Origin of the sequence: Archangium gephyra (assembly GCF_049060025.1) — a bacterium.
Taxonomy (GTDB): Bacteria; Myxococcota; Myxococcia; order Myxococcales; family Myxococcaceae; genus Archangium; species Archangium gephyra_A.
In genome coordinates, this window is record NZ_JBMEQQ010000002.1 from 5,628,283 (window position 1) to 5,648,978 (window position 20,696).

The following is a 20,696-nucleotide window of genomic DNA, read 5'->3' on the forward strand; positions in this document are numbered from 1 at the left end:
GGTCTCGCCTCACCGTTCCACGGTGGGAGCGGCGTAGCGCACGGGGAAGAGGGCCGCGGCTGGATCGCTCTCCTGGTTTCCAGCGGCCTTCTGCGGCGTCCACGCAGCCACGCCCACCAGCCGCCCGTCCGGGCTGAAGCGCACCCGGCGCACGGACCAGCCGAACTTCCGCTCCGCCACCGGCGCCTCCTGCCCCTCGCGCCAGACGTACAGCAGCTTGTCCCAGCCACCACTCGCCAGCGAGCGCCCATCCGGGGAGATGCCCGCGGAGGCCACCACGCCCCGGTGCGCCGTCCACTTCCGCAACACCTGCCCCGAGGCCGCGTCCACCAGCGCCGCGGCGTTCCACTCTGCGGGCGGCTCCACGAGCCCCTTCTTCTCGCGCTCGTAGACGGTGCGGTTGCGCTCGGCCTTGGGCTCGGAGAAGGCCACGCCCAGGCGGCGCCCGGCCGCGTCGAGCGTGACGTCATTCACGTGCGCCTCGAAGGTGAACCCGGTGCGCGGAGCGAGCACCAGCCCCCGCTCCTCCTGCCCCACCGGCGCGGGAGCCTTCAGCGTGAGCACGGCCTCGCCCGTGGCGTCGTCGAAGGCCACGTCCACGCGCTCGGCGAAGGGAGCACCCAGCACGCCCCCCACGCCCGGAGGCAGACACGCGTCACACACCGCCGCATCCAGGCCGTCCAGTTCCAGCCCCTTGAGGCGCAGGTGCTGGCCACGGGCCACCCGCGCCAGCGTGGAGCCCATCGCCGTGGGCAGCGACACCGTCTCCTGCAACATGGCCGTGTCGATACCGGCCGCCGCCGCCGCCTGCGTGCCAAGCACGAGCGCGGGCGCGCGCGCATCCAGCGCGAAGGCCACCGGCGACTTCCCGTTGAGCGTCCCACCCACCACCGCGAAGCCCCCGCGCCGCTCGAAACGCACCCGCGCCTGCTCGCGCCGCAGCGCCTCCTCGCGCGCGTCGAACACCCGGATGCGCTTGTCCCAGCTCCCCGAGTACAGCGTCCCGTCCTGCGCGAAGGCGAGCGCGCTCACCCGGTCCGTGTGGGGCCGCGCCTCGAAGGAGAAGCCCAGGTCCGCCACGCGCAGCACGGTGACCAACCCCTGGGCGCTGCCCACCACGAGGTAGCCCCCGGCCGGGTGGAAGGCCACCGCGGTGAGGGGCTCCTCGGTGCGCAGGCTCGCCTTCAGCGCGCCAGTGGCCGCGTCATGCAGGCGCACCATGCCGTCCCAGCCCGCGCTCGCCAGCAGCGAGCCGTCCCGGGAGAAGGCCAGCGCCTCCACGTCGAACTCGGAGGGGTTGAGGGCCTGGTCCACCACGCGCGCCAGCGAGGGCCTCAGCGTCCAGAGCGCGAGCTGGTAATCGCGCGCGCCCATGTGCGAGTAGGCCACGCGCGAGGACTCCGGCGAGAAGGCCAGCGTCCAGACGAAGTCCTTGCGGTCGAGGACGGCGCCGTCCTCGAGGCCCACCACCTCACCGGCGAGGAAGCCGCCCGGCGTGGACTCCAACCGGGAGGCGGTGTCCGGCGAGAGCACCGGCGCGGCGTGCCGGCACCCCGCCAGGGACAGCAGACTCGCGAGCCACAGCGCACGAGGCGCGGCGGCCCTCACGAGCCACCCAGCGCCGCCGACTGCTCCGGAGGCACCTCCGTCACGCCCTTGTTGCTCACCGAGAGCAGGAAGAGGGGCTTGCGCGCCTCGCGCTTCTCATCGAAGGACGTCTTGCCCGTGGCACCGTCGAAGTCCTTCACGTTGGCCAGGGACTCGCGGAACTCCCCGCGGCTCTTGGGCGCCTGCTTCGACTCGAGCAACTGGCGCACCATGCGCGCCGAGTCGTAGCCATAGGCCTCGAACAGGCCCGGGTCCCCGGGGTTCGCCTGGCGGTAGGCCTTCACGAAGCGCTGCGTGGCCGGCCGCTGCGAGTCCACGAAGAAGCCGTCCACGTACACCGAGCAGGTGACGAACTTGCCCCCGCGCTCGACGAGCTCGGGCAGGCCGCTGGCGCCCTTGCCGCTGCTCCACGCATTGGTGCCCAGCAGCATCACCGTCTTGAGGTCCTTGCGGCCCGTCGTCTTGCGGATGCGCTCCAGGTCGCGCGCGTCACAGGCGTTGGTGACGATGTCCTCCACCGCCAGCGCCGGCGCCACCAGGCTCACCCGCTTCCACTCGTCGGGGATGAAGATGGCCTCGAAGTCGATGATGGGCTCCACGTTGCCCTTCATCTTCTCCATCGCCTTGCGCCTGCGGAACGCGTCCTGGCCGGTGGTCTCCTTCTGCACCTCGCGCACGCCCTCGATGTAGTCGAGCCGGTCCTCCAGGTAGTAGCGGCCCACCAGCTTCTTGGCCTCGGTGGTGAACGTCGTCTGGTCGTGGTCGTACGTCTCGGCGCCGCGCACCTGGCCGCCGTTGGCCACCACGTGGTCCCAGAAGTCGTTGGCCAGCTCCACCCCGTACGTCATGTTGGGGTAGAGCATCGCGAAGCTCTTGAAGCCCTTCTGCTTCATCGCGAAGTCGGCGATGGCCCGCGCCTGCGCCGAGTTGGTGAGCATGTTGCGGAAGACGAAGGGCCCGATGCCGGTGATGTCCTCCTGGCGCGTGAGCGTCAGCAGCGGCACCTGCAGCTCCTCGGCCAGCAGCGCGGCGCGGCGGGACTCGTCCACCGTGATGGGGCCCAGCACGGCGATGGCGCCCTCGTCGAAGGCGAGCTGCTCCATGGCCTGCCCGGTGACGTTCACGTCCCCCTGGGTGTCCTTGACGACGAGCTCGATGTCGCTGCCGGCCAGGGCCAGCTTGATGCCCCGCAGCACCGCCTCGCCCACCGCCTTGTACCTGCCGGACAGCGGCAGCAGCACGCCCACCGTCTTCGTCTGCACGTCCACGCGGCGGGTGGCGCGCGCGAGCAGCTCGCGGGCCTGACCGGCGAACGGGTGGTTGGGCGCCTCGGCCAGGAAACGGTTGAGCTGCTCCTCCAGCCGCGTCCAGTCACGCAGGTGGTAGTAGATGCGGGCCAGCTTGAAGCTCAGCACCGGCCAGGCGGGGTTGGCCGGAGACAGCTCCTCCATGATCTCCGCCACGTCCATGAAGCCCGCGCGGCCCTCCACCAACTGCTGCACCCGCGCCACCGCGGCCTGCTGCGCCTCGGGCGTCTGGGCGTTGCCGGCCAGGTCCACCGAGATTCGCAGCGCCTGCCCGTACAGGCCCGCCTTCTCCGCCGCCTTCACGGAGTCCTCGAGCAACTGGATGCGCTCGGCGCCCTCGGCGCGCTCGGCGAGGCTGTAGAGCGTCTGGTACGCGTCGCGGAACGCCCCCACCTCCAACGCGGCCCGGCCCAGCCGGCGCTTGGCCTCCGTGGCCTGCGGATGGAGCGGGTTCTCGAAGAGCAGCTCGTTGAAGGTCTTCCGCGCGTTGACGTAGTCCTGCGAGTCGTAGAAGAGCACGCCCGCCCGGTAGAGGGCCTCCTGGCCCGCCGTCGTCTGCGGGTACGCCTTGCGGACCGCGAGGAAGGCCTCGGCGGCCTGCTTGCGCGGCGCCGTCTCGGCCTGCTGGATGGCCTGGGCGAGCGCCTGGTCCGCCTGCGCGTCCTTGCGCGCCTCGACGGAGGGCCTCGAGGGGAACGGGTCTCCCTGGGGTACGTCTTCGTTGCGGCCCTGGCCCGAGGAAGAGCCGGACGAATGGCCAGGGGAAGAGCCACCGCCCGTGGCGGAGGGCGTCTTGCAGGCGGACATCAGCAGCACCAGCGCGAGCAGCAGCGCGCGGCGCGGAGAGGGGCGAACATCCATGGTGTGGGTGTGCATAGCAGTGGGGCGCGCCTCCGTCGACAGTCGAGCGGGGGGGACATTCCCCACCCCGCCTCCTGGGTTTTGCACCAGACGTGCCGCCCTGGCTCCCCGGAGCGGCCGCCTCGGGAGCCAGGCCCATGTGGGCCCCGGGCCACGGGGGTGTGTGCCTGGGTACTCGCCTGCCCGGCGGCCGGTGGAGAAGGCGCCTGCCGGGACTGGACCGGGGCCGGGCTCTCCCAGGGAGGGAGGCGTTGCGGCCCCCGCTTCCCATCCCAACCGTTACGGCTTGGACGTTCACACCCAGGAGCGGATGACCATGACAGGTAGGGAACGGCTGCGGGAGGGCTACGGGAGCACGAGCGAGCAGCGGCAGCGAAACCTGGAGGGCGACGGCTTCGAGGAGCGGGCGCCCCACACCCCGGAGGAGAGCGAGGCCGCCCGGGCGCCCCCGGACGAGGGAGGGCACGTGGTGCACGTGAACGCCCTGCCCGGGCCGCTCGACACGGAGAACGGGGACTGAAGAACGCGAACGGAGTCAGTCATGTCTCAATCCAAGATTCGTGCGGGAATGGTGGTGCGCGGCCACGATGGCGAGCCGCTCGGACGCGTCATCGCCGTCGATGACGAGGGCTTCGTGCTCGAGCGCCGGGTGGTCGTCACGCGCGAGCACCGGGTGCGGCTCGACGAAGTGCAGGCCCTGGACGAACACGGCGTCCTGCTCACGCCCGAGCATGGCCACCCGCGGGCCCGCCTGGAGGCGACGGACCTCGTGGAGGTCTTCTGGTCCTCGAGGCGCGCCCGCGACGAGCAGCGGCCCCTGGAGGAACGGGAGTCACCGGAGACGCTCGCCACGCACCAGATGGTGGCCGCCACGAAGCACGCCGAGGCCCACCCCGTCCAGGTAGAGCGCGGCAGCGTCCCGCATCCCCGCTACGTGCCCATGTCCGAGGAGGAGCCGCGCAGGAGCGCGAGCGCCCCGGAGGAGCCACCGGCCTCCGGCACCGTCCGCGCCGCGGCGGCTGACCTTCCGCCGAAGCGCTGGATGCGCAGGCCCTGGAGCCGCGGGGTGAGGCACTTCGCGACCCATCCGCTCGAGGCGGCGACCTCGCTCCTGGAGCTGCTGCGCGGGGAGAAATCCAGCCTCCGGTACTGAGGCGGCTCAGGCGCTCATGCGGAAACGGAGGCCGGGGCCATCGCCGCCATCACGGGAGCCGGAACCGGAGTCACCGACGTCCGGCGAGGCTGCAACGCACGCCGCAGCTTGGCCACCAGCACCTCCGGGTTGACCGGATACGTGAGGACGTCGTCCGCACCGGCATCCAGCCCGGCCTCCACGAGCCCCGGATCCTCCGGCGGCGCCAGCACGAAGATGGGCAGCGCGGCCGTCTCCGCCACGGAGCGCAGCGAGCGGGTGAGCTCGGCACCGTCCCCGTCCGGCAGCCGAGAGGCCACCACGAGCGCCTGGCTGCCCTGCGACAGCAGCACGCGCGCCCGGGCCGCGGAGTCGGCGAGCACCACCCGCACCCCGTCCGCGAGGAAGCGCGCCTGGAGCGCCGAGGCCCGCGCCGAATTGGGCTCGGCGAGCACCACCGTGTGCGAGGCCTTCTCGCCCAGCACCAGCTCCATCACCTCGGCGGAGAGCGCCTCCAGGGCCGCCGCGGGCAACCGCCCCTCGGCGCGCAGCTTGACGAGCGACTGTGACGCGGCCGCGGCGCCCAGCATGGCCGTGCCCGCGACCTCCAACAGCGACACCGCCGCGGCCAGCGCCTGCGTGGCCTTGTCGGCCCTCTCCGTCAGCGGCGCCGCGTCCCGGGTGCACGACCCGATGAGCCCGGCCAGCTCGCCCGCGTCCCGGCCGAGGATGGCGCGCATCGACTCGCACGAGGGCCGGGTGAAGCGATCCCCCGAGCCCGACTCCTGGAAGGCCGCGAGCGCCAGCGCATAGGCCACCGCCGAGGCCCGCTCGGCCTCCGCACGCCCCGCGCCGAGCCGCCGGGCCACGCGCCGGGCCAGCTTGGCCAACGCCGCGCCCTGCACGCCCACTCCGCCGAGTGCCGCGAGCGCCGCGTCCACCACACGCGCATGCAACCGCGCCGCGCGGCTCAACGGACCCGCCTCGCCGCCGAGCGCCTCGGCCAGCGAGGGCAGCACGCGCACCTCCATGGAGGGCGCCACCGTCATCAACCGCGCCACCACCGCGGGCGCATCCTGCACCGTGTCCGCGGCCACCAGCGCCACCTCGGTGCCGCCCAGGGCCATGGCCTTCTCCACGTCCGCGGCGCTGCTGCCCGAGGCCGCCACGCCCTGACGCGTGAGCAACCGCACGGCCGCCTCGCGCAGCTCCGCGTCGTCTGACACCACCAGCATGGTGCGCGCCAGCGAGGCGGGCGCGGGCGTCGCGCGCAGCATCGGCGGCGCGGGCACGGGCGTGGGCTCGGCCACCGGCGGCGGCGCCGCGGGCGGCAGCGTGGGCACCGCGGAAATCTCCTCGAAGGCGGACTCGTCCAGCAGGCGCTCGCGCGTGCGGGTGTGCTTGTCGGCGTAGGGCGTGACACCCGCCTCCGACTCCGAGCCCGCCAGCGGCATCATGTTGGACCAGTCATCCATCTGGTCCGGGTCATCCCCGCGGTAGAAGCGGCCGATGGCGCGGCGGATGGCGCCCTCGGTGGCGTAGATGCCCCGCACGGGGCAGCCGGTGATGAACTTCAGCTCGTCCAGGCGGGCCAGGTCGCGCGGCTCGCGCATGGCGCACACCAGCTCCTTGGCCTGCTGGGCCACGGGCACCGCCTCGAGCCGCTCGGCCTTCTCCACCGGCAGCAGCGACAGCAGCGCCTTGGGCACCGGCATGGTGCGCAGCACCTTGTCCGAGACGAACGAGAGGCCTCCCTGCTCGCTCAGGGCGCGGACCACGTCCTCCTCGGAGACGATGCCCTCGGCGACGAGCAGCTCGCCAATGCGGCCGCCGGTGCGCTTCTGCCGCTCCAGCGCGCCCTTGAGCTGCGTCTCCGACAGCCTGCCGGAGGCCACCAGCATCTCCCCCAGCTTGCGGCGCGCGGGGCGCATCACGCGCGTCTGCGTCTGCAGGGAGAGGGAGGTGTTGAGCCCCGGCTGCGTGCCCGTGCGCGCACCGGCCGGAGGGCCCACCTGCATGGTGAGCGAGGTGTTCCGGGTGCCGGGCGGCGGAGGCACCTGCATGGTGACGGAGGTGCGCGCGCGCGCCTCGGGCGGCGGCGGCGGCGGCGTCAACCGGCCCGGGTCCGTCACCGGCCGCATCACGGGAATGGAGCCCGTCCCCGGACGAGGCCCACCCGGGAAGGGCGGGCGCGAGCGCACCGAGGTGATCGTCTGCGGGCGCTGCAGCCCCGCGTCCGAGCCCAGGCGGATCTCCTCGCCCCGCACCTCGGTGGCCCCCTCCAGCGGCGAGCGGCGCTCGGGGAAGCAGCGCGAGAAGAGCGCCGCCACGTCCTGCGGGCCCACGCGCAGCCGGTGATCGAAGAGGAAGTTCTGCAGCGCGTCCGAGATGTCCCGCGCCCGCTGGAAGCGCGCGGACGGCTCCGGCGCCAGCGCCCGGGTGACGATGCTCCAGAGCGCCGGAGGCACGCCCGGCACCGGCGCCAGGCTCTTCACGTCGAACTGGGCGATGTTGCGCAGCGTGAGGAAGTAGTCCGGCCCGCTGAAGAGCTGCCTGCCCGCGAGCAGCTCGTACAGCATCAGGCCGATGAGGAAGAGGTCCGCGCGCTGATCCACCTCCGCGCCCTTCACCTGCTCCGGCGCGAGGTAGCCCGCCTTGCCCTTCACCACGCCGGCCTGGGTGCCATTCTGCGCGTTGGCCGCCTTGGCGATGCCGAAGTCCGCCAGCTTCACCTCGCCGCTGCTGGCCACCATCACGTTGGACGGGTTGACGTCCCGGTGGATGATGTTGAGCGGCCGGCCCACCGCGTCCGAGCGGCTGTGCGCGTACGCCAAGCCCTCGGTGACCTGCTGGACGATGAAGCACACCTCGCGCAGGCCCAGCGGTACCTGGTTGCCCGAGGCGCCCCGCTGCACCGCGCGCAGGTTCTCTCCGTCCATGAACTCCATGACCATGTAGTACTGGCCGTTGATGGAGCCCAGGTCGAACACCTGCACCACGTTGGCGTGCTGCAAGCACACCGTCAGCTTCGCCTCGCGCAGGAACAACTCCACGAACTCCCGGTCCTGCGCGAGCGACGGAAGGATTCGCTTCACCGCGACCGGCTTCTCGAAGCCCTCGGCCCCGACCACCTTGGCCAGGAACACCTCCGCCATGCCGCCTGCTGCCAGCTTGCGGATGAGTCGGTATGTGGCCATGCCGGCACCTCCCCCATCTCCCTTGGTTGCGTGCTCGGTATGGGCACGGGCGGGAGGGTTGGTGAGTGCCCTTCGCTTCGGGACGTGATGAACGTCCACCCGGCGGCACTCGGCTGACGCACCGCGCCCCCGGGGCGTTCACGGGTGGTCAACCGCCCTGGTCTCCAGGGCCGGTGGGGCCCTCTGCGGCACGCGCGCAGGTGGCGGCACATGAGCCTCCACTCCGCCACGCGCGTATTCCGCTGGATCAGAAAATTCGCGGCCGGCCGCTCCGCCGGGCCGCTAGAACTAGAAGGAGACGCCCACGTCCACGAGGTTGAGCTGGTAGGCCACCCCGAGCCCGGGGAACTCCGGGCTGAGGCCCAGGCCGAACTCGAGCAGGGAGAGCTGGCCACCGGCCACGGTGAAGCGCGCCGGCGCCAGCAGCACGCCCAACGCCATCGGCGGGATGCGGTTGACGGAGGGGTGATCCGGGGTGACGAAGGTGAGTCTGTCTCCCAGGAAGCCGGTGAGCGTCATCAGCGCGGCCGGGGTGTAGAAGCCCTTGCGCTGGATGCCGGCCGCCACCTGCACCGGCACCACGTTGCCGAAGTTCATCAGGTAGCCCACGTCCGCCTGGAGGATGAAGCGGCCGTGAATGGTGTCACGCACCCCCAGGGAGCCACCGAACATCCCGGTGGAGCGGTTGGGCGAGAGGTACGCCTGGACACCCCCGCGGCTGTAGACCGTGAACTGGTGGGCAGACACCTCGGCGGCGGGCTGCTCGTCGGCGGCGCGCGAGCCTGCCGGTGCGAGCGCCACGAGGGCCGCGGCGAGCAGGGCGCGCTTCATCGCGGGCCTCCCGCCCAGTAGGCGATGGCGGCGGCGGAGATCTGCACGGCCCTGCGGAACATGGGAGGGTTGAGCACTTCGATGGTGTCTTTCTCGTTGTGGTAACCGGGATTGCGGAAGTAGGCCGTGTCGCTGATGAAGATGGCCTGGTGTCCGCGCAGCCAGAAGGGGCCGTGATCGCTGCGCAGCAGCGGGGCGTTGCCGGGGTTGTTGCCCAGGCCGCCGGCCACCACCCCGAACATGCGGATCATCTCGAACTCCTGGTTGAGCGCGACGATCTCGTTGACGCGCTCCAGGGAGTTGTCATTCCCCAGCACCGCCAGGAAGTTGGCCTCCGAGGGCGCGGGCAGCCCGAGGGAGACATTCTGCGAGCCCGGGGTGTCGTTGTAGTAGCCCAGACTGTCGAAGTTCACCGTCAGCACCACCTCGTTGCTGGTGCCCAGCGAGTCCACGTAGCGGTGGCTGCCCACGTAGCCCAGCTCCTCGAGATCGAAGCCGACGAAGCGCAGCGTGCGATCGAACTTGTAGCGCGAGAGGACGCGCGCCAGCTCCAGCACCGCGGACACGCCCGTGCTGTTGTCATCCGCCGCCGCGTAGTAGGCGTCGAAGTGGGCGGAGATGAGGATGACCTCCTCCGGGTACTTCACGCCCTTGTGCTCCGCGATGACGTTGGAGACGGTCAGCGTGTCCTTGGCCACCACCTCACGGCGCACCGGCAGGTCCAACTGCTCGAGCCGGGTGTGCATCAGCTCGCCCGCGCGCAGGTGCGTGAGGTTGCACAGCTCCGGGTAGACGGAGCTGTTGGTGCCCAGCAGCTCGCAGTCCAGCGGCGCCTCGCTCTTGTGGGCCGCCACCAGGTCGGAGACGTTGGCCATCAACCGCGCCTCGTCGATCTCCTGGATGAGGCTCTCGATTGCGGGGAGCTGCGAGGTATCCAGCGGGGTCACGGGCGTGCAGGCGGCCGCGCCCAACAGGACGCCCGCGAGCAGCATCTGGCAGGTGGAAGAGGGCTTCACAGCGAGACTCCCAGGCGAAGCAGGGTGACACGAATGACCGAGGCGGAGCCCATGGGCGGCCCGCTCGCGGCCAGGTTGAACTCCATGGCGCTCAGCAGCACCCGGCCCAGGTGGAAGCGCAGCGGCGCCGCGCCGAAGCCGAAGTACGCCGGGCCCACCAGCGCGGCCTCTTGCTGTCCCGCGTCATTGTCCCCCAGCAGCGGGTAGAGCCCCGACAGCCCGCTCACCCCCACCTCGGGCCCCGCCGCGCCCTCCCAGATACCGAGGCGCGCCGTGAGCCGGGCCTGGACGTAGAGCTCCAGCGGCAAGCTCCTCAGGCTGCTGGGAAGTCCACCCCGCAGTCCGCCTCCGACCCGCACCCGGCTCCAGAACCCCTCGGACGCCAGTGCGCGGTTGTAGGCCACCTCCGCCGTCAGCACGGTGGGCGAACGGCTGTAGAAAGAGGCATAGTAGACGCTGGTCGTACCCACCGACACCTCCTGCGCCGGCGACTGCGCCAGCACGGGCGGGGCGAGCAGCGCCACGCAGGCGGCCATCCACTTCATCCAGTTCTGCATCATGTCGGGGGGTTGCTCCTGAACGCGTTCCGGGACTGGTCGACCCCGCCTCCGCTGCCATCTCCCGTCACCGCCTGGAACTTGCGTCAGTATTCGCCACCAGAATAGCTTCTGTCCAGTATCCGCTACAGGAACGTCCCCTCACGTCGTGCTACCTGATGGGATGTTTTTCCACGCCGGACGAGCCCGGCGGAGACCCCCCCGATGCCCCCCCCTCAGAGTGAGTCCGCGACCCTCGTGCATCTGGTGGAGGCACGCGCCTCCGTAATGCCCGAGCGGCGGCTGTACACCTTCCTGGAAGACTCCGAAGGTGAAGAGTCCACGATGACGTACGCGCGGCTGGATGAGCGCGCGCGGCTCATCGCGGCGGCGCTGCAGGAGGTGGCCTCGCCAGGGGACCGGGTGATGCTGCTCTACCCGCCCGGACTCGAGTACATCGCCGGGTTCTTCGGGTGTCTCTACGCGGGAATGGTGGCGGTGCCGGCCTACCCGCCGGACCCGATGCGGCTGGAGCGGACGCTGCCGCGGCTGCGCTCCATCATCCAGGATGCGCGGGCCTCGGTGGTGCTCACCGTGTCCTTCATCCACGGCATGGGGGAGTTCCTGTTCGAGCAGGCGCCGGATCTGCGCGCCCTGCACTGGATGGCCACGGATGAGCTGCCCGAGGACCGGCAGGCGCCGTGGAAGCGGCCGGAGCTGCGGCGCGAGGCGCTGGCCTTCCTGCAGTACACCTCGGGCTCCACGGGCACGCCCAAGGGCGTGATGCTCAGCCACGGCAACCTGCTGCACAACCTCGAGTGCATCAGCCGCTCCTTCGGAACCACGGAGGAGTCGGTGGGCGTCATCTGGCTGCCGCCGTACCACGACATGGGGCTGATCGGCGGCATCCTCCAGCCGCTGTACCGGGCCTTCCCGGTGGCGCTGATGTCGCCGCTGACGTTCCTCAAGCAGCCGCGCCGCTGGCTGGAGGCCGTCTCGCGCTTCGGAGCCACGGTGAGTGGCGGGCCGAACTTCGCCTACGACTTGTGCGTGCGGAAGATGACGCCGCAGGAGCGCGCGCAGCTCGATTTGAGCCGCTGGAAGGTGGCCTTCAGCGGGGCCGAGCCGGTGCGGACCGAGACGCTGGAGCGGTTCCTCGCGGCCTTCGGGCCCCAGGGCTTCCGGCGCGAGGCCATCTATCCCTGCTACGGCCTGGCCGAGGGCACGCTCATCGCCTCGGGTGGAGACGCCGCGCAGCCTCCTCAGGAGATGTCGCTGTCGGGCCTCGCCCTGGCGCGCAACGAGGTGGTGACGGCGGACGCGGCCCAGCCGGATGCGCGGCTGATGGTGGGCTGCGGCCGGACGATGCCGGACCAGGAGCTGCTCATCGCGGACCTGGAGAAGTCGCGGCGGTGCGCGCCGGGCCGGGTGGGTGAAATCTGGGTGCGCGGGCCGAGCGTCGCCCTGGGCTACTGGCAGCGGCCCGAGGAGTCGGCGCAGACGTTCCAGGGCCGGCTGAGCGACAGCGGCGAGGGCCCCTGGCTGCGCACCGGAGACCTGGGCTTCCTGCGCGAGGACGGCGAGCTGTTCGTCACCGGCCGGCTCAAGGACCTCATCATCATCCGCGGGCGCAACCACTACCCGCAGGACATCGAGATGACGGTGGATCAGAGCCATCCGGCGCTGCGCCCGGGCTGCGGCGCGGCCTTCGCCCAGGAGGTGGACGGCGAGGAGCGGCTGGTGGTGGTGCAGGAGGTGGACCCGAGGAAGCTGCCCGACCCGCCCGAGTCGCTGGTGGGGCTCATCCGCCAGCGGGTGGCCGAGACGCACGAGCTGCAGCTTCACGCGGTGGTGCTCATCGAGCCGGGCGCCATTCCCAAGACGTCCAGCGGGAAGATCCAGCGCCGCGCCTGCCGCGCGAGCCTGAACGCGGGCGAGCTGCGGGTGGTGTTGTCGTGGCAGGAGTCGCAGCAGGAGCAGGCCGGGGCGCCCCAGGCCGGGGCGGCGGTGACGGCCGCGGTGGACTCGGGGCCGGTGGCGGACGAGGCGATTGAAGCCTGGCTGCTGGAGCGGCTGCCCGCGCTGCTGCGGGTGCGCCGTGAGGAGGTGGACCCCTCGGTGCCCCTCACCCGCCTGGGCCTGGACTCGATGGCCTCGGTGGAGATGACGGGGGAAATCGAGAAGGTGCTGGGAGTGAGCCTGCCCATGGAGGCCCTGCTCCAGGGCCCGAGCACGGCCGAGCTGGCACGCACCATCGTCGCCCGGCGCCGGGAGTCCTCCGCGCCGCGCATCACGATTTCCCGCAGGCCCTCGGGCGTGGAGCTGCCGCTCTCGTTCGCCCAGCAGCGGCTGTGGTTCCTGGACCAGCTCGAGCCGGGCAACGCCTTCTACAACATCCCCACCGCGCTGCGGCTCGAGGGGGCGCTGGACGTGGCGGCCCTGGAGCGGAGCTTCGCCACCCTCCTCCAGCGCCACGAGTCGCTGAGGACGACGGTGAGCACCGTGGACGGCCGGGCCTTCCAGGTCATCGCCCCCGAGGCGAGCCTGCCGCTGCCGCTGGTGGACCTGTCTTCGCTGCCGGAGCGCGAGCGCCAGGAGGAGGCACGCCGGCTCCTCGCCGAGGAGGCGCGCCGTCCTTTCGATCTGGCGCGCGGGCCGCTGCTGCGCGTGACGCTGCTGAAGCTGGGCGAGCGCGAGCACCTGCTGCTGGCGACGATGCACCACATCCTCTCGGATGGCTGGTCCATGGGTGTGCTCGTGCGCGAGCTGGCCCAGGTGTACGAGGCGCTCCAGGCTGGCAAGACGCCGGCCCTGCCGGAGCTGCCCATCCAGTACGCCAACTACGCGCTCTGGCTGCGCGGGTGGATGCAGGGCGAGGTGCTCGAGTCGCAGCTCTCCTGGTGGAAGCAGCACCTCGCGGGGGCGTCTCCGGTGCTGGAGCTGCCCACGGACAGGCCTCGCCCGGCGGTGCAGACGTACCGCGGCGCGAAGCTGCCGCTGCACCTGCCGCGCGAGCTGGCCGAGGCCCTCGAGGCGCTGAGCCTGCGCGAGGGCGTCACGCCCTTCATGGCCCTGCTGGCGGCCTTCAAGGTCCTGCTGCACCGCTGCTCGGGACAGAGTGACCTGACGGTGGGCACGCCCATCGCGGGACGCGAGCGCCCCGAGACGCACGGGCTCATCGGCCTGTTCGTCAACACGCTCGTGCTGCGCACGAACCTGGAGGCCGAGCCCACCTTCCGTGAGCTGCTCCAGCGCGTGCGCCAGGGAGCGCTGGGGGCCTATGCCCACCAGGACGTCCCGTTCGAGAAGCTCGTGGACGTGCTCCAGCCGGTGCGCGACCTGAGCCGCACGCCGCTGTTCCAGGTGATGTTCGTGCTGCAGAACGCCCAGGGGGCGCTTCCGCAAATGCCCGGCCTGCGCCTGAACACCGAGGACACGCACACGGGCACGGCGATGTTCGACCTGCACCTCTCGCTGTCCCGCGAGGAGCAGGGGCTGGTCGGCGCCTTCGAGTACAACACCGACCTGTTCGATGCCTCCACCATCACCCGCCTCGGGGTGTACCTGCGGACGCTGCTCCAGGGCATCGTCGCCGATCCCGGCCAGCGCATCTCCCGGCTGCCGATGATGCCGGAAGAGGAGCGCAAGCGCGTCCTGGTGGAGTGGAACCAGACGGCGCTGCCGCGTCCCGCCGAGGCTCGCCTGCACCTGATGGTGGAGCAGCAGGTGGACCGCACGCCCGATGCGCCCGCCGTCACGTACGAAGGCCAGAGCCTCACCTACCGTGCAGCTCGACCAGCGCGCCAACCAGCTCGCCCACCACCTGCTCTCCCTGGGCGTGGGTCCCGAGATTCCCGTCGGCGTCTGCACCGATCGCTCCCTCGAGATGGTCGTGGCCCTGCTTGGCATCCTCAAGGCCGGTGGTGCCTACGTGCCCATCGACCCCGGCTATCCCCAGGATCGCCTCGCGTACATGCTCCAGGATTCGAGCGTGCCCGTGCTGCTCACCCAGCAGCACCTCGTGGAGCGGCTGCCCGCTTCCTCCACCACGCGCGTGTGCCTCGACTCCCAGTGGAGCCAGGTGGCGGCCCACAGCACCGCCCGGCCCCAGGTTCCCGTCCACGCCCAGGGGCTCGCGTACATCATCTACACCTCGGGCTCCACCGGCCGCCCCAAGGGCGCCATGAACTTCCACCAGGCCATCTGCAACCGCCTGCTCTGGATGCAGGAGGCCTACGGCCTCGGTGCCCAGGACTCCGTCCTGCAGAAGACCCCCTTCAGCTTCGACGTCTCCGTCTGGGAGTTCTTCTGGACCCTCATGACGGGCGCTCGCCTCGTGATGGCGAAGCCCGGTGGCCATCAGGATGCCGCCTACCTGATCGAGCTCATCCAGCAGGAGCGCATCACCACCCTGCACTTCGTCCCCTCCATGCTTCAGGTCTTCCTGGAGCAGCCGGGCGTGGAGCAGTGCCGCGGCCTCCAGCGCGTCATCTGCAGCGGTGAAGCCCTGGGTGCGGAACACGTGGAGCGCTTCCACGGCAAGCTGGGTGCCGGGCTGCACAACCTCTACGGCCCCACCGAGGCCGCCGTGGACGTGACGTTCTGGCAGTGCCTGCCGGGCGACAAGCGCCGCTCCATCCCCATCGGCCGCCCTGTCTCCAACACACAGATGTACGTGCTGGACGGCCAGATGAACCCGGTGCCGGTGGGCGTGGCCGGTGAGCTGTACATCGGCGGCGTGCAACTGGCCCGTGGCTACTGGAACAGGCCCGAGCTGACGGCCGAGAAGTTCGTCCCGGACCCGTACGCCTCCGAGCCCGGAGCGCGCCTGTACCGCACCGGCGACCTCGCCCGGTTCCTGGCGCAGGGGGAAATCGAATACCTGGGCCGCATCGACAACCAGGTGAAGGTGCGTGGCTTCCGCATCGAGCTGGGGGAGATCGAGTCGGCGCTGTTGCAGCACCCGGCCCTCAAGGAGGCCGTGGTGGTGGCCCGCGAGGACTCGCCCGGCGACAAGCGCCTGGTCGCGTACTTCGTGGCGGCCGGGCAGGAGCCCACGCGCGACGAGTTGCGCGCCCACCTCGGGAAGCTGCTCCCCGAGTACATGGTGCCGATGGTCTTCGTGCCCCTGGCGCTCATGCCGCTGTCTCCCAACGGCAAGCTCGACCGCAAGGCGCTCCCCGCGCCGCAGTTCGCCCGGCAGGAGCACACCTACGTCGCGCCCGAGACGAACGAGGAGCGGGTGCTCACCTCCATCTTCGCCCAGGTGCTCGGCCTGGAGCAGGTGGGAGCCGAGGACAACTTCTTCGAGCTGGGCGGTGACTCCATCCGCAGCATCCCCGTCGTCGCACACGCCGGACAGCGGGGGCTGCGCTTCACCGTGGCGCAGCTCTTCCAGAACCCCACCCCGCGGGCACTGGCTCGCGTGCTGGGCAACGAGGCCCCGAGTCTCGAGCAGACCCCGCGCACCTCGCCCTTCAGCCTCGTGTCCGAGCAGGACCGGCGCGCGCTGCCGGAGGGCCTCGAGGACGCCTTCCCCATGAGCTCGCTCCAGCTCGGCATGGTGTTCCACGCCGAGCTGAACCCGGAGAAGGCCGTCTACCTCAACGTCAACTTCGTCCGGCTCCAGGGGCGCTTCGACCCGGGTGCCATGGAGCAGGCGTTGGCGGACATCGCCGCCCGGCACGCCATCCTCCGCACCAGCTACGCGCTGACCGGCTACTCCGAGCCGCTCCAGCTCATCCACCGCACCGCCCCGCTCCCGCTCACCGTGAAGGACCTGCGCGGCCAGGGCCCGGAGCAGCAGGCGTCCGTGCTCACGGCCCACTACGCCGCCGAGCACCAGCAGCGCTTCGACCTGACCCGGCCTCCCCTGCTGCGCTGCACGGCCCACCTCCTCTCCGAGAACACCTTCGAGTTCGGGTGGACCGAGCACCACGTCATCGGCGACGGCTGGAGCATCAACTCCCTCATCGCCGAGCTCTTCGAGCACTACCTCGCGCACCTGGAGGGGACCCCGCCCGCCGTGGCGCCGCTGCCGGAGCAGTCCTTCCGCGACTTCATCGTCATGGAGCGCGAGGCGATGCGCAGCGAGGCCACCCGGGCCTTCTGGGCCGGCCAGCTCCAGGGACTCGTCCCCGGCACGCTCTCGCGCTGGCCGCACCCGGCCGAGAGCCGTCCCGACTCGGCCTTCCACCAGCAGCGCGTCTCCATCACGCCCGAACTCTCCCAGACGCTCAAGCAGGTGGCCCGCCGCGCCGGCGTCCCCATCAAGACGGTGCTGCTGGCCGCGCACGTCCGGGTGATGGGACAGCTCTCCGCCCAACGTGACGTCGTCACCGGCCTCGTGTGCAACGGGCGCCCGGAAACCGCGGATGGAGACCAGGTGAAGGGGCTGTTCCTCAACACCCTCCCCTTCCGGATGCAGCTACCGCCGGGCCGGAGCTGGCTGGAGCTCCTCCAGGAGACCTTCCGCCACGAGCGCGAGCTGCTCCCGCACCGCCGCTACCCGCTCTCCGAGGTGCAGCGCGCCGCGCCCGGCGTGCCGCTCTTCGAGACGATGTTCGACTTCACCCACTTCCACATGTACCGCAAGGTGCTGGACCGGGGCGGGCTGGAGTTGCTCGGCGCGAGCGAGTTCGCCCGCACCAACTTCGCCCTGGCGGTGGAGGCGGGCCTCGACTTCGTCACCTCGGACGTCCGCGTGCAGCTCTACTACGACCCGAGCGATCTGCCGGATGCGCAGGTGCAGGCGCTCGCGGGGCACTACGCGGCGGCACTCGAGCAGATCGCCCGCGACCCCATGGCCCGCCATGACGCGCAGCCGATGATGCCGGAAGCGGAGCGCAAGCGCGTGCTGGTGGAGTGGAACCAGACGGCGCTGCCCCGTCCCGCCGAGGCCCGCCTGCACCTGATGGTGGAGCAGCAGGTGGACCGCACGCCCGACGCGCCCGCCGTCACCTACGAGGGGCAGACGCTCACCTACCGTGAGCTCGACCAGCGCGCCAACCAGCTCGCCCACCACCTGCTCTCCCTGGGCGTGGGTCCCGAGGTTCCCGTTGGCGTCTGCACCGACCGCTCCCTCGAGATGGTCGTCGCCCTGCTCGGCATCCTCAAGGCCGGCGGCGCCTACGTGCCCATCGACCCCGGCTATCCCCAGGATCGCCTCGCGTACATGCTCCAGGATTCGAGCGTGCCCGTGCTGCTCACCCAGCAGCACCTCGTGGAGCGGCTGCCCGCTTCCTCCACCACGCGCGTGTGCCTCGACTCCCAGTGGAGCCAGGTGGCGGCCCACAGCACCGCCCGGCCCCAGGTTCCCATCCACGCCCAGGGGCTCGCGTACATCATCTACACCTCGGGCTCCACCGGCCGCCCCAAGGGCGCCATGAACTTCCACCAGGCCATCTGCAACCGCCTGCTCTGGATGCAGGAGGCCTATGGCCTCGGTGCCCAGGACTCCGTCCTGCAGAAGACCCCCTTCAGCTTCGACGTCTCCGTCTGGGAGTTCTTCTGGACCCTCATGACGGGCGCTCGCCTCGTCGTGGCGAAGCCCGGTGGGCACCAGGACCCCGCCTACCTGGTCGAGCTCATCCAGCGCGAGCACATCACCACCCTGCACTTCGTCCCCTCCATGCTTCAGGTCTTCCTGGAGCAGCCGGGCGTGGAGCAGTGCCGCGGCCTCCAGCGCGTCATCTGCAGCGGTGAGGCGCTCGGCGCCGAGCTGGTGGAGCGTTTCCACGGCAAGCTGAGTGCCGGGCTGCACAACCTCTACGGCCCCACCGAGGCCGCCGTGGACGTGACGTTCTGGCAGTGCCTGCCGGGTGACAAGCGCCGCTCCATCCCTATTGGCAGGCCCGTGTCCAATACGCAGATGTACGTGCTGGACGGCCACATGCACCCGGTACCGGTGGGCGTGGCCGGTGAGCTGTACATCGGTGGCGTGCAGCCCGCCCGTGGCTACTGGAACAGGCCCGAGCTGACGGCCGAGAAGTTCGTCCCGGACCCGTACGCCTCCGAGCCCGGAGCGCGGCTGTACCGCACCGGAGACCTCGCCCGGTTCCTGCCCGAGGGCGAAATCGAGTACCTGGGCCGCATCGACAACCAGGTGAAGGTGCGTGGCTTCCGCATCGAGCTGGGGGAGATCGAGTCGGCGCTGTTGCAGCACCCGGCCCTCAAGGAGGCCGTGGTGGTGGCCCGCGAGGATGTGCCCGGCGACAAGCGCCTGGTCGCCTACTACGTGGCCGCCGAGCAGGCACCCACGCTGGAGGAACTGCGCGCCCACCTGGGACAGCGGCTCCCCGAGCACATGGTGCCGGCGGCCTTCGTGCCCCTGGTGCTCATGCCGCTGTCTCCCAACGGCAAGCTCGACCGCAAGGCCCTGCCGGCTCCGGAGGGACTGCGCCTCCAGTCCGACACGCCCTACGTGGAGCCCCGGACCGAGCTGGAGCGCAACCTCGCCCGGTTGTGGCAGGAAGTGCTCGGCGTGGAGAAGGTCGGCATCCACGATCGCTTCTTCGACGTCGGCGGCAACTCGCTGCTGCTGGTGCGAGCGCATGGCCGGCTGCGTGCCGAGCTGGGGCTTGAAATCTCCCTGACAGAACTCTTCAAATACCCATCCATCAGCGCGCTCGCGGCGTACCTCGCTGGACGCACCAACGAACCGGACTTGCGTCAGGAGAGTCAGGAACGCGCTGATAATCGCAGGACGCTGCTCGAGCAGAGACGGCGCGTACGTAGAGCAGGCCGCGCCGAGCAGTCCACAGGGGAAACGCCGGATGAGTGACAACGCCGTGTCCGAGCAGTTCGAGACCATTGCCATCGTCGGCATGACGGGCCGCTTTCCCGGGGCCCGGGATGTGGAAACCTTCTGGCGCAACCTGAGTGAGGGCGTGGAGGCCCGGGTCTCCTTCTCCGAGGAGGAGCTGGAGGCGGCCGGGGTGGATCCGGTGCTGCGTGGCCAGCCCGGCTATGTGCGCGCCGGCTTCCCCCTCGAGGGCCCCGAGCTCTTCGACGCGGGCTTCTTCGGCTTCAACCCGCGCGAGGCCGAGCTGCTCGATCCGCAGCACCGCCTCTTCCTGGAGTGCGCGTGGGAGGCGCTGGAGCGCGCCGGCTATGACGCCGAGCGCCAGCGCGGCTCCACCGCCGTCTTCGCCAGCTCCAGCATCAGCAGCTACCTGCTCTACAACCTGATGTCGCAGCCGGACGTGGTGCGCTCGGCCGGGCCCTATGCCCTGCTGCTCGCCAACGACAAGGACTTCCTGGCCACGCGCGTCTCGCACAAGCTCAACCTGCGCGGGCCGAGCATCAGCGTGCAGACGGCCTGCTCCAGCTCGCTGGTGGCCGTGCACCTGGCCTGCCAGAGCCTGCTGTCCGGCGAGTCGGACATGGCCCTGGCCGGCGGTGTCTCCATCTCCTTCCCCCAGCGCTCCGGCTACGTCTTCCAGGAGGGCTCCATCCTCTCGCCCGACGGGCACTGCCGCGCCTTCGATGCCCAGGGCCAGGGCACCGTGGCCGGCTCCGGCGTGGGCGTCGTCGTCCTCAAGCGCATGTCCGACGCGCTCAAGGACGGGGACTTCATCCATGCCGTCATCCGCGGCTCGGCCCTCAACAACGACGGCTCCGGCAAGGTGGGCTTCACCGCGCCCAGCATCGAGGGGCAGGCGGGCGCCATCTCCGAGGCCCTCGCCGTCGCGGGCGTGGACGCCAGCAGCATCCAGTACGTCGAGGCCCATGGCACCGGCACCCGCCTGGGAGATCCCATCGAGATCGCCGGCCTCACCCAGGCCTACAAGGATCAGCACGGCGGCCCGGGCTCCTGTGCGATCGGCTCGGTGAAGACCAACATCGGGCACCTGGATGCGGCCGCCGGCGTCACGGGCCTCATCAAGGCGGCGCTCGCGCTGCAGCACCGCCAGATGCCCCCCAGCCTCCACTTCCGCGAGCCCAACCCCGGGCTGGGCCTGGAGCGCTCGCCCTTCTACGTCAACGACACCCTGCGCGAGTGGCCCGCCGGTGACGAGCCCCGGCGCGCCGGGGTGAGCTCCTTCGGCATCGGCGGCACCAACGCCCACGCCATCCTCGAGGAGGCTCCCGCGGTGGCGCGCACGCCCAGCGCCCAGCCCTGGCAGCTCCTGGTGCTGTCGGCCCGTTCGGCCCCCGCGCTCGAGCAGGCCACCGGACAGCTCGCGGAGCACCTGTCGCGGCGCCCG

The 20,696-nt window shown here is 71.1% G+C and carries 9 protein-coding genes and 2 pseudogenes; 5 read left to right on the top strand and 6 right to left on the bottom strand.

Annotated elements, in window-relative coordinates; genetic code table 11:
* Nucleotides 1-9 precede the first annotated feature (9 nt).
* Nucleotides 10-1,608, bottom strand: coding sequence for a WD40 repeat domain-containing protein (locus ACN28I_RS24470; RefSeq protein WP_420944364.1), 1,599 nt, complete (start codon nt 1,606-1,608; stop codon nt 10-12).
* On the bottom strand, nt 1,605-3,791 hold the full coding sequence (locus ACN28I_RS24475; RefSeq protein WP_420944365.1) for a penicillin-binding protein activator: 2,187 nt from the start codon (nt 3,789-3,791) through the stop codon (nt 1,605-1,607). The genes ACN28I_RS24470 and ACN28I_RS24475 overlap by 4 nt, the downstream gene beginning before the upstream one ends.
* 301 nt (nt 3,792-4,092) lie before the next feature.
* On the opposite strand from ACN28I_RS24475, the gene ACN28I_RS24480 reads away from it, so the two are divergent.
* Together ACN28I_RS24480 and ACN28I_RS24485 are read left to right on the top strand one after the other, a co-directional pair.
* On the top strand, nt 4,093-4,296 hold the full coding sequence (locus ACN28I_RS24480; RefSeq protein ID WP_420944366.1) for a hypothetical protein: 204 nt from the start codon (nt 4,093-4,095) through the stop codon (nt 4,294-4,296).
* 21 nt (nt 4,297-4,317) lie between these two features.
* The gene (locus tag ACN28I_RS24485) at nt 4,318-4,929 is read left to right on the top strand and encodes a hypothetical protein (protein WP_420944367.1); all 612 of its coding nucleotides are present in this window, start codon (nt 4,318-4,320) and stop codon (nt 4,927-4,929) included.
* Between the two features lie 14 nt (nt 4,930-4,943).
* On the opposite strand, the gene ACN28I_RS24490 is transcribed toward ACN28I_RS24485, so the two are convergent.
* The 4 genes from ACN28I_RS24490 to ACN28I_RS24505 form a co-directional block, all read right to left on the bottom strand.
* A complete protein-coding gene (locus ACN28I_RS24490) occupies nt 4,944-8,105 on the bottom strand; it encodes a protein kinase domain-containing protein (RefSeq protein WP_420944368.1) in 3,162 nt (1,053 codons plus the stop codon).
* A gap of 288 nt (nt 8,106-8,393) precedes the next feature.
* Entirely contained in the window at nt 8,394-8,936 is a 543-nt protein-coding gene (locus ACN28I_RS24495) for a hypothetical protein (RefSeq protein ID WP_420944369.1), read from the bottom strand.
* Nucleotides 8,933-9,952: a M28 family peptidase gene (locus tag ACN28I_RS24500; protein ID WP_420944370.1), complete on the bottom strand. Its 1,020-nt coding sequence runs from the start codon at nt 9,950-9,952 to the stop codon at nt 8,933-8,935. The genes ACN28I_RS24495 and ACN28I_RS24500 overlap by 4 nt, the downstream gene beginning before the upstream one ends.
* Nucleotides 9,949-10,512, bottom strand: coding sequence for a hypothetical protein (locus ACN28I_RS24505; protein ID WP_420944371.1), 564 nt, complete (start codon nt 10,510-10,512; stop codon nt 9,949-9,951). The genes ACN28I_RS24500 and ACN28I_RS24505 overlap by 4 nt, the downstream gene beginning before the upstream one ends.
* Nucleotides 10,513-10,713: 201 nt before the next feature.
* On the opposite strand from ACN28I_RS24505, the pseudogene ACN28I_RS24510 reads away from it, so the two are divergent.
* The 3 genes and pseudogenes from ACN28I_RS24510 to ACN28I_RS24520 all read left to right on the top strand — a co-directional run.
* Nucleotides 10,714-14,079: pseudogene (locus ACN28I_RS24510) on the top strand (condensation domain-containing protein); the annotation flags it as partial.
* Between the two features lie 151 nt (nt 14,080-14,230).
* Nucleotides 14,231-19,270 (top strand): amino acid adenylation domain-containing protein, encoded by a 5,040-nt coding sequence (locus ACN28I_RS24515; protein WP_420944372.1) that lies wholly within the window; start codon nt 14,231-14,233, stop codon nt 19,268-19,270.
* Nucleotides 19,263-20,696: pseudogene (locus tag ACN28I_RS24520) on the top strand (type I polyketide synthase); the annotation flags it as partial. The gene ACN28I_RS24515 and the pseudogene ACN28I_RS24520, both read left to right, overlap by 8 nt.

Coding starts and splice junctions, on each gene's coding strand:
- ACN28I_RS24475 (WP_420944365.1), bottom strand. CDS start 3,791: ATGCACACCCACACCATGGATGTTCGCCCCTCTCCGCGCCGCGCGCTG.
- ACN28I_RS24480 (WP_420944366.1), top strand. CDS start 4,093: ATGACAGGTAGGGAACGGCTGCGGGAGGGCTACGGGAGCACGAGCGAG.
- ACN28I_RS24485 (WP_420944367.1), top strand. CDS start 4,318: ATGTCTCAATCCAAGATTCGTGCGGGAATGGTGGTGCGCGGCCACGAT.
- ACN28I_RS24490 (WP_420944368.1), bottom strand. CDS start 8,105: ATGGCCACATACCGACTCATCCGCAAGCTGGCAGCAGGCGGCATGGCG.
- ACN28I_RS24495 (WP_420944369.1), bottom strand. CDS start 8,936: ATGAAGCGCGCCCTGCTCGCCGCGGCCCTCGTGGCGCTCGCACCGGCA.
- ACN28I_RS24505 (WP_420944371.1), bottom strand. CDS start 10,512: ATGATGCAGAACTGGATGAAGTGGATGGCCGCCTGCGTGGCGCTGCTC.
- ACN28I_RS24515 (WP_420944372.1), top strand. CDS start 14,231: ATGCGCCCGCCGTCACGTACGAAGGCCAGAGCCTCACCTACCGTGCAG.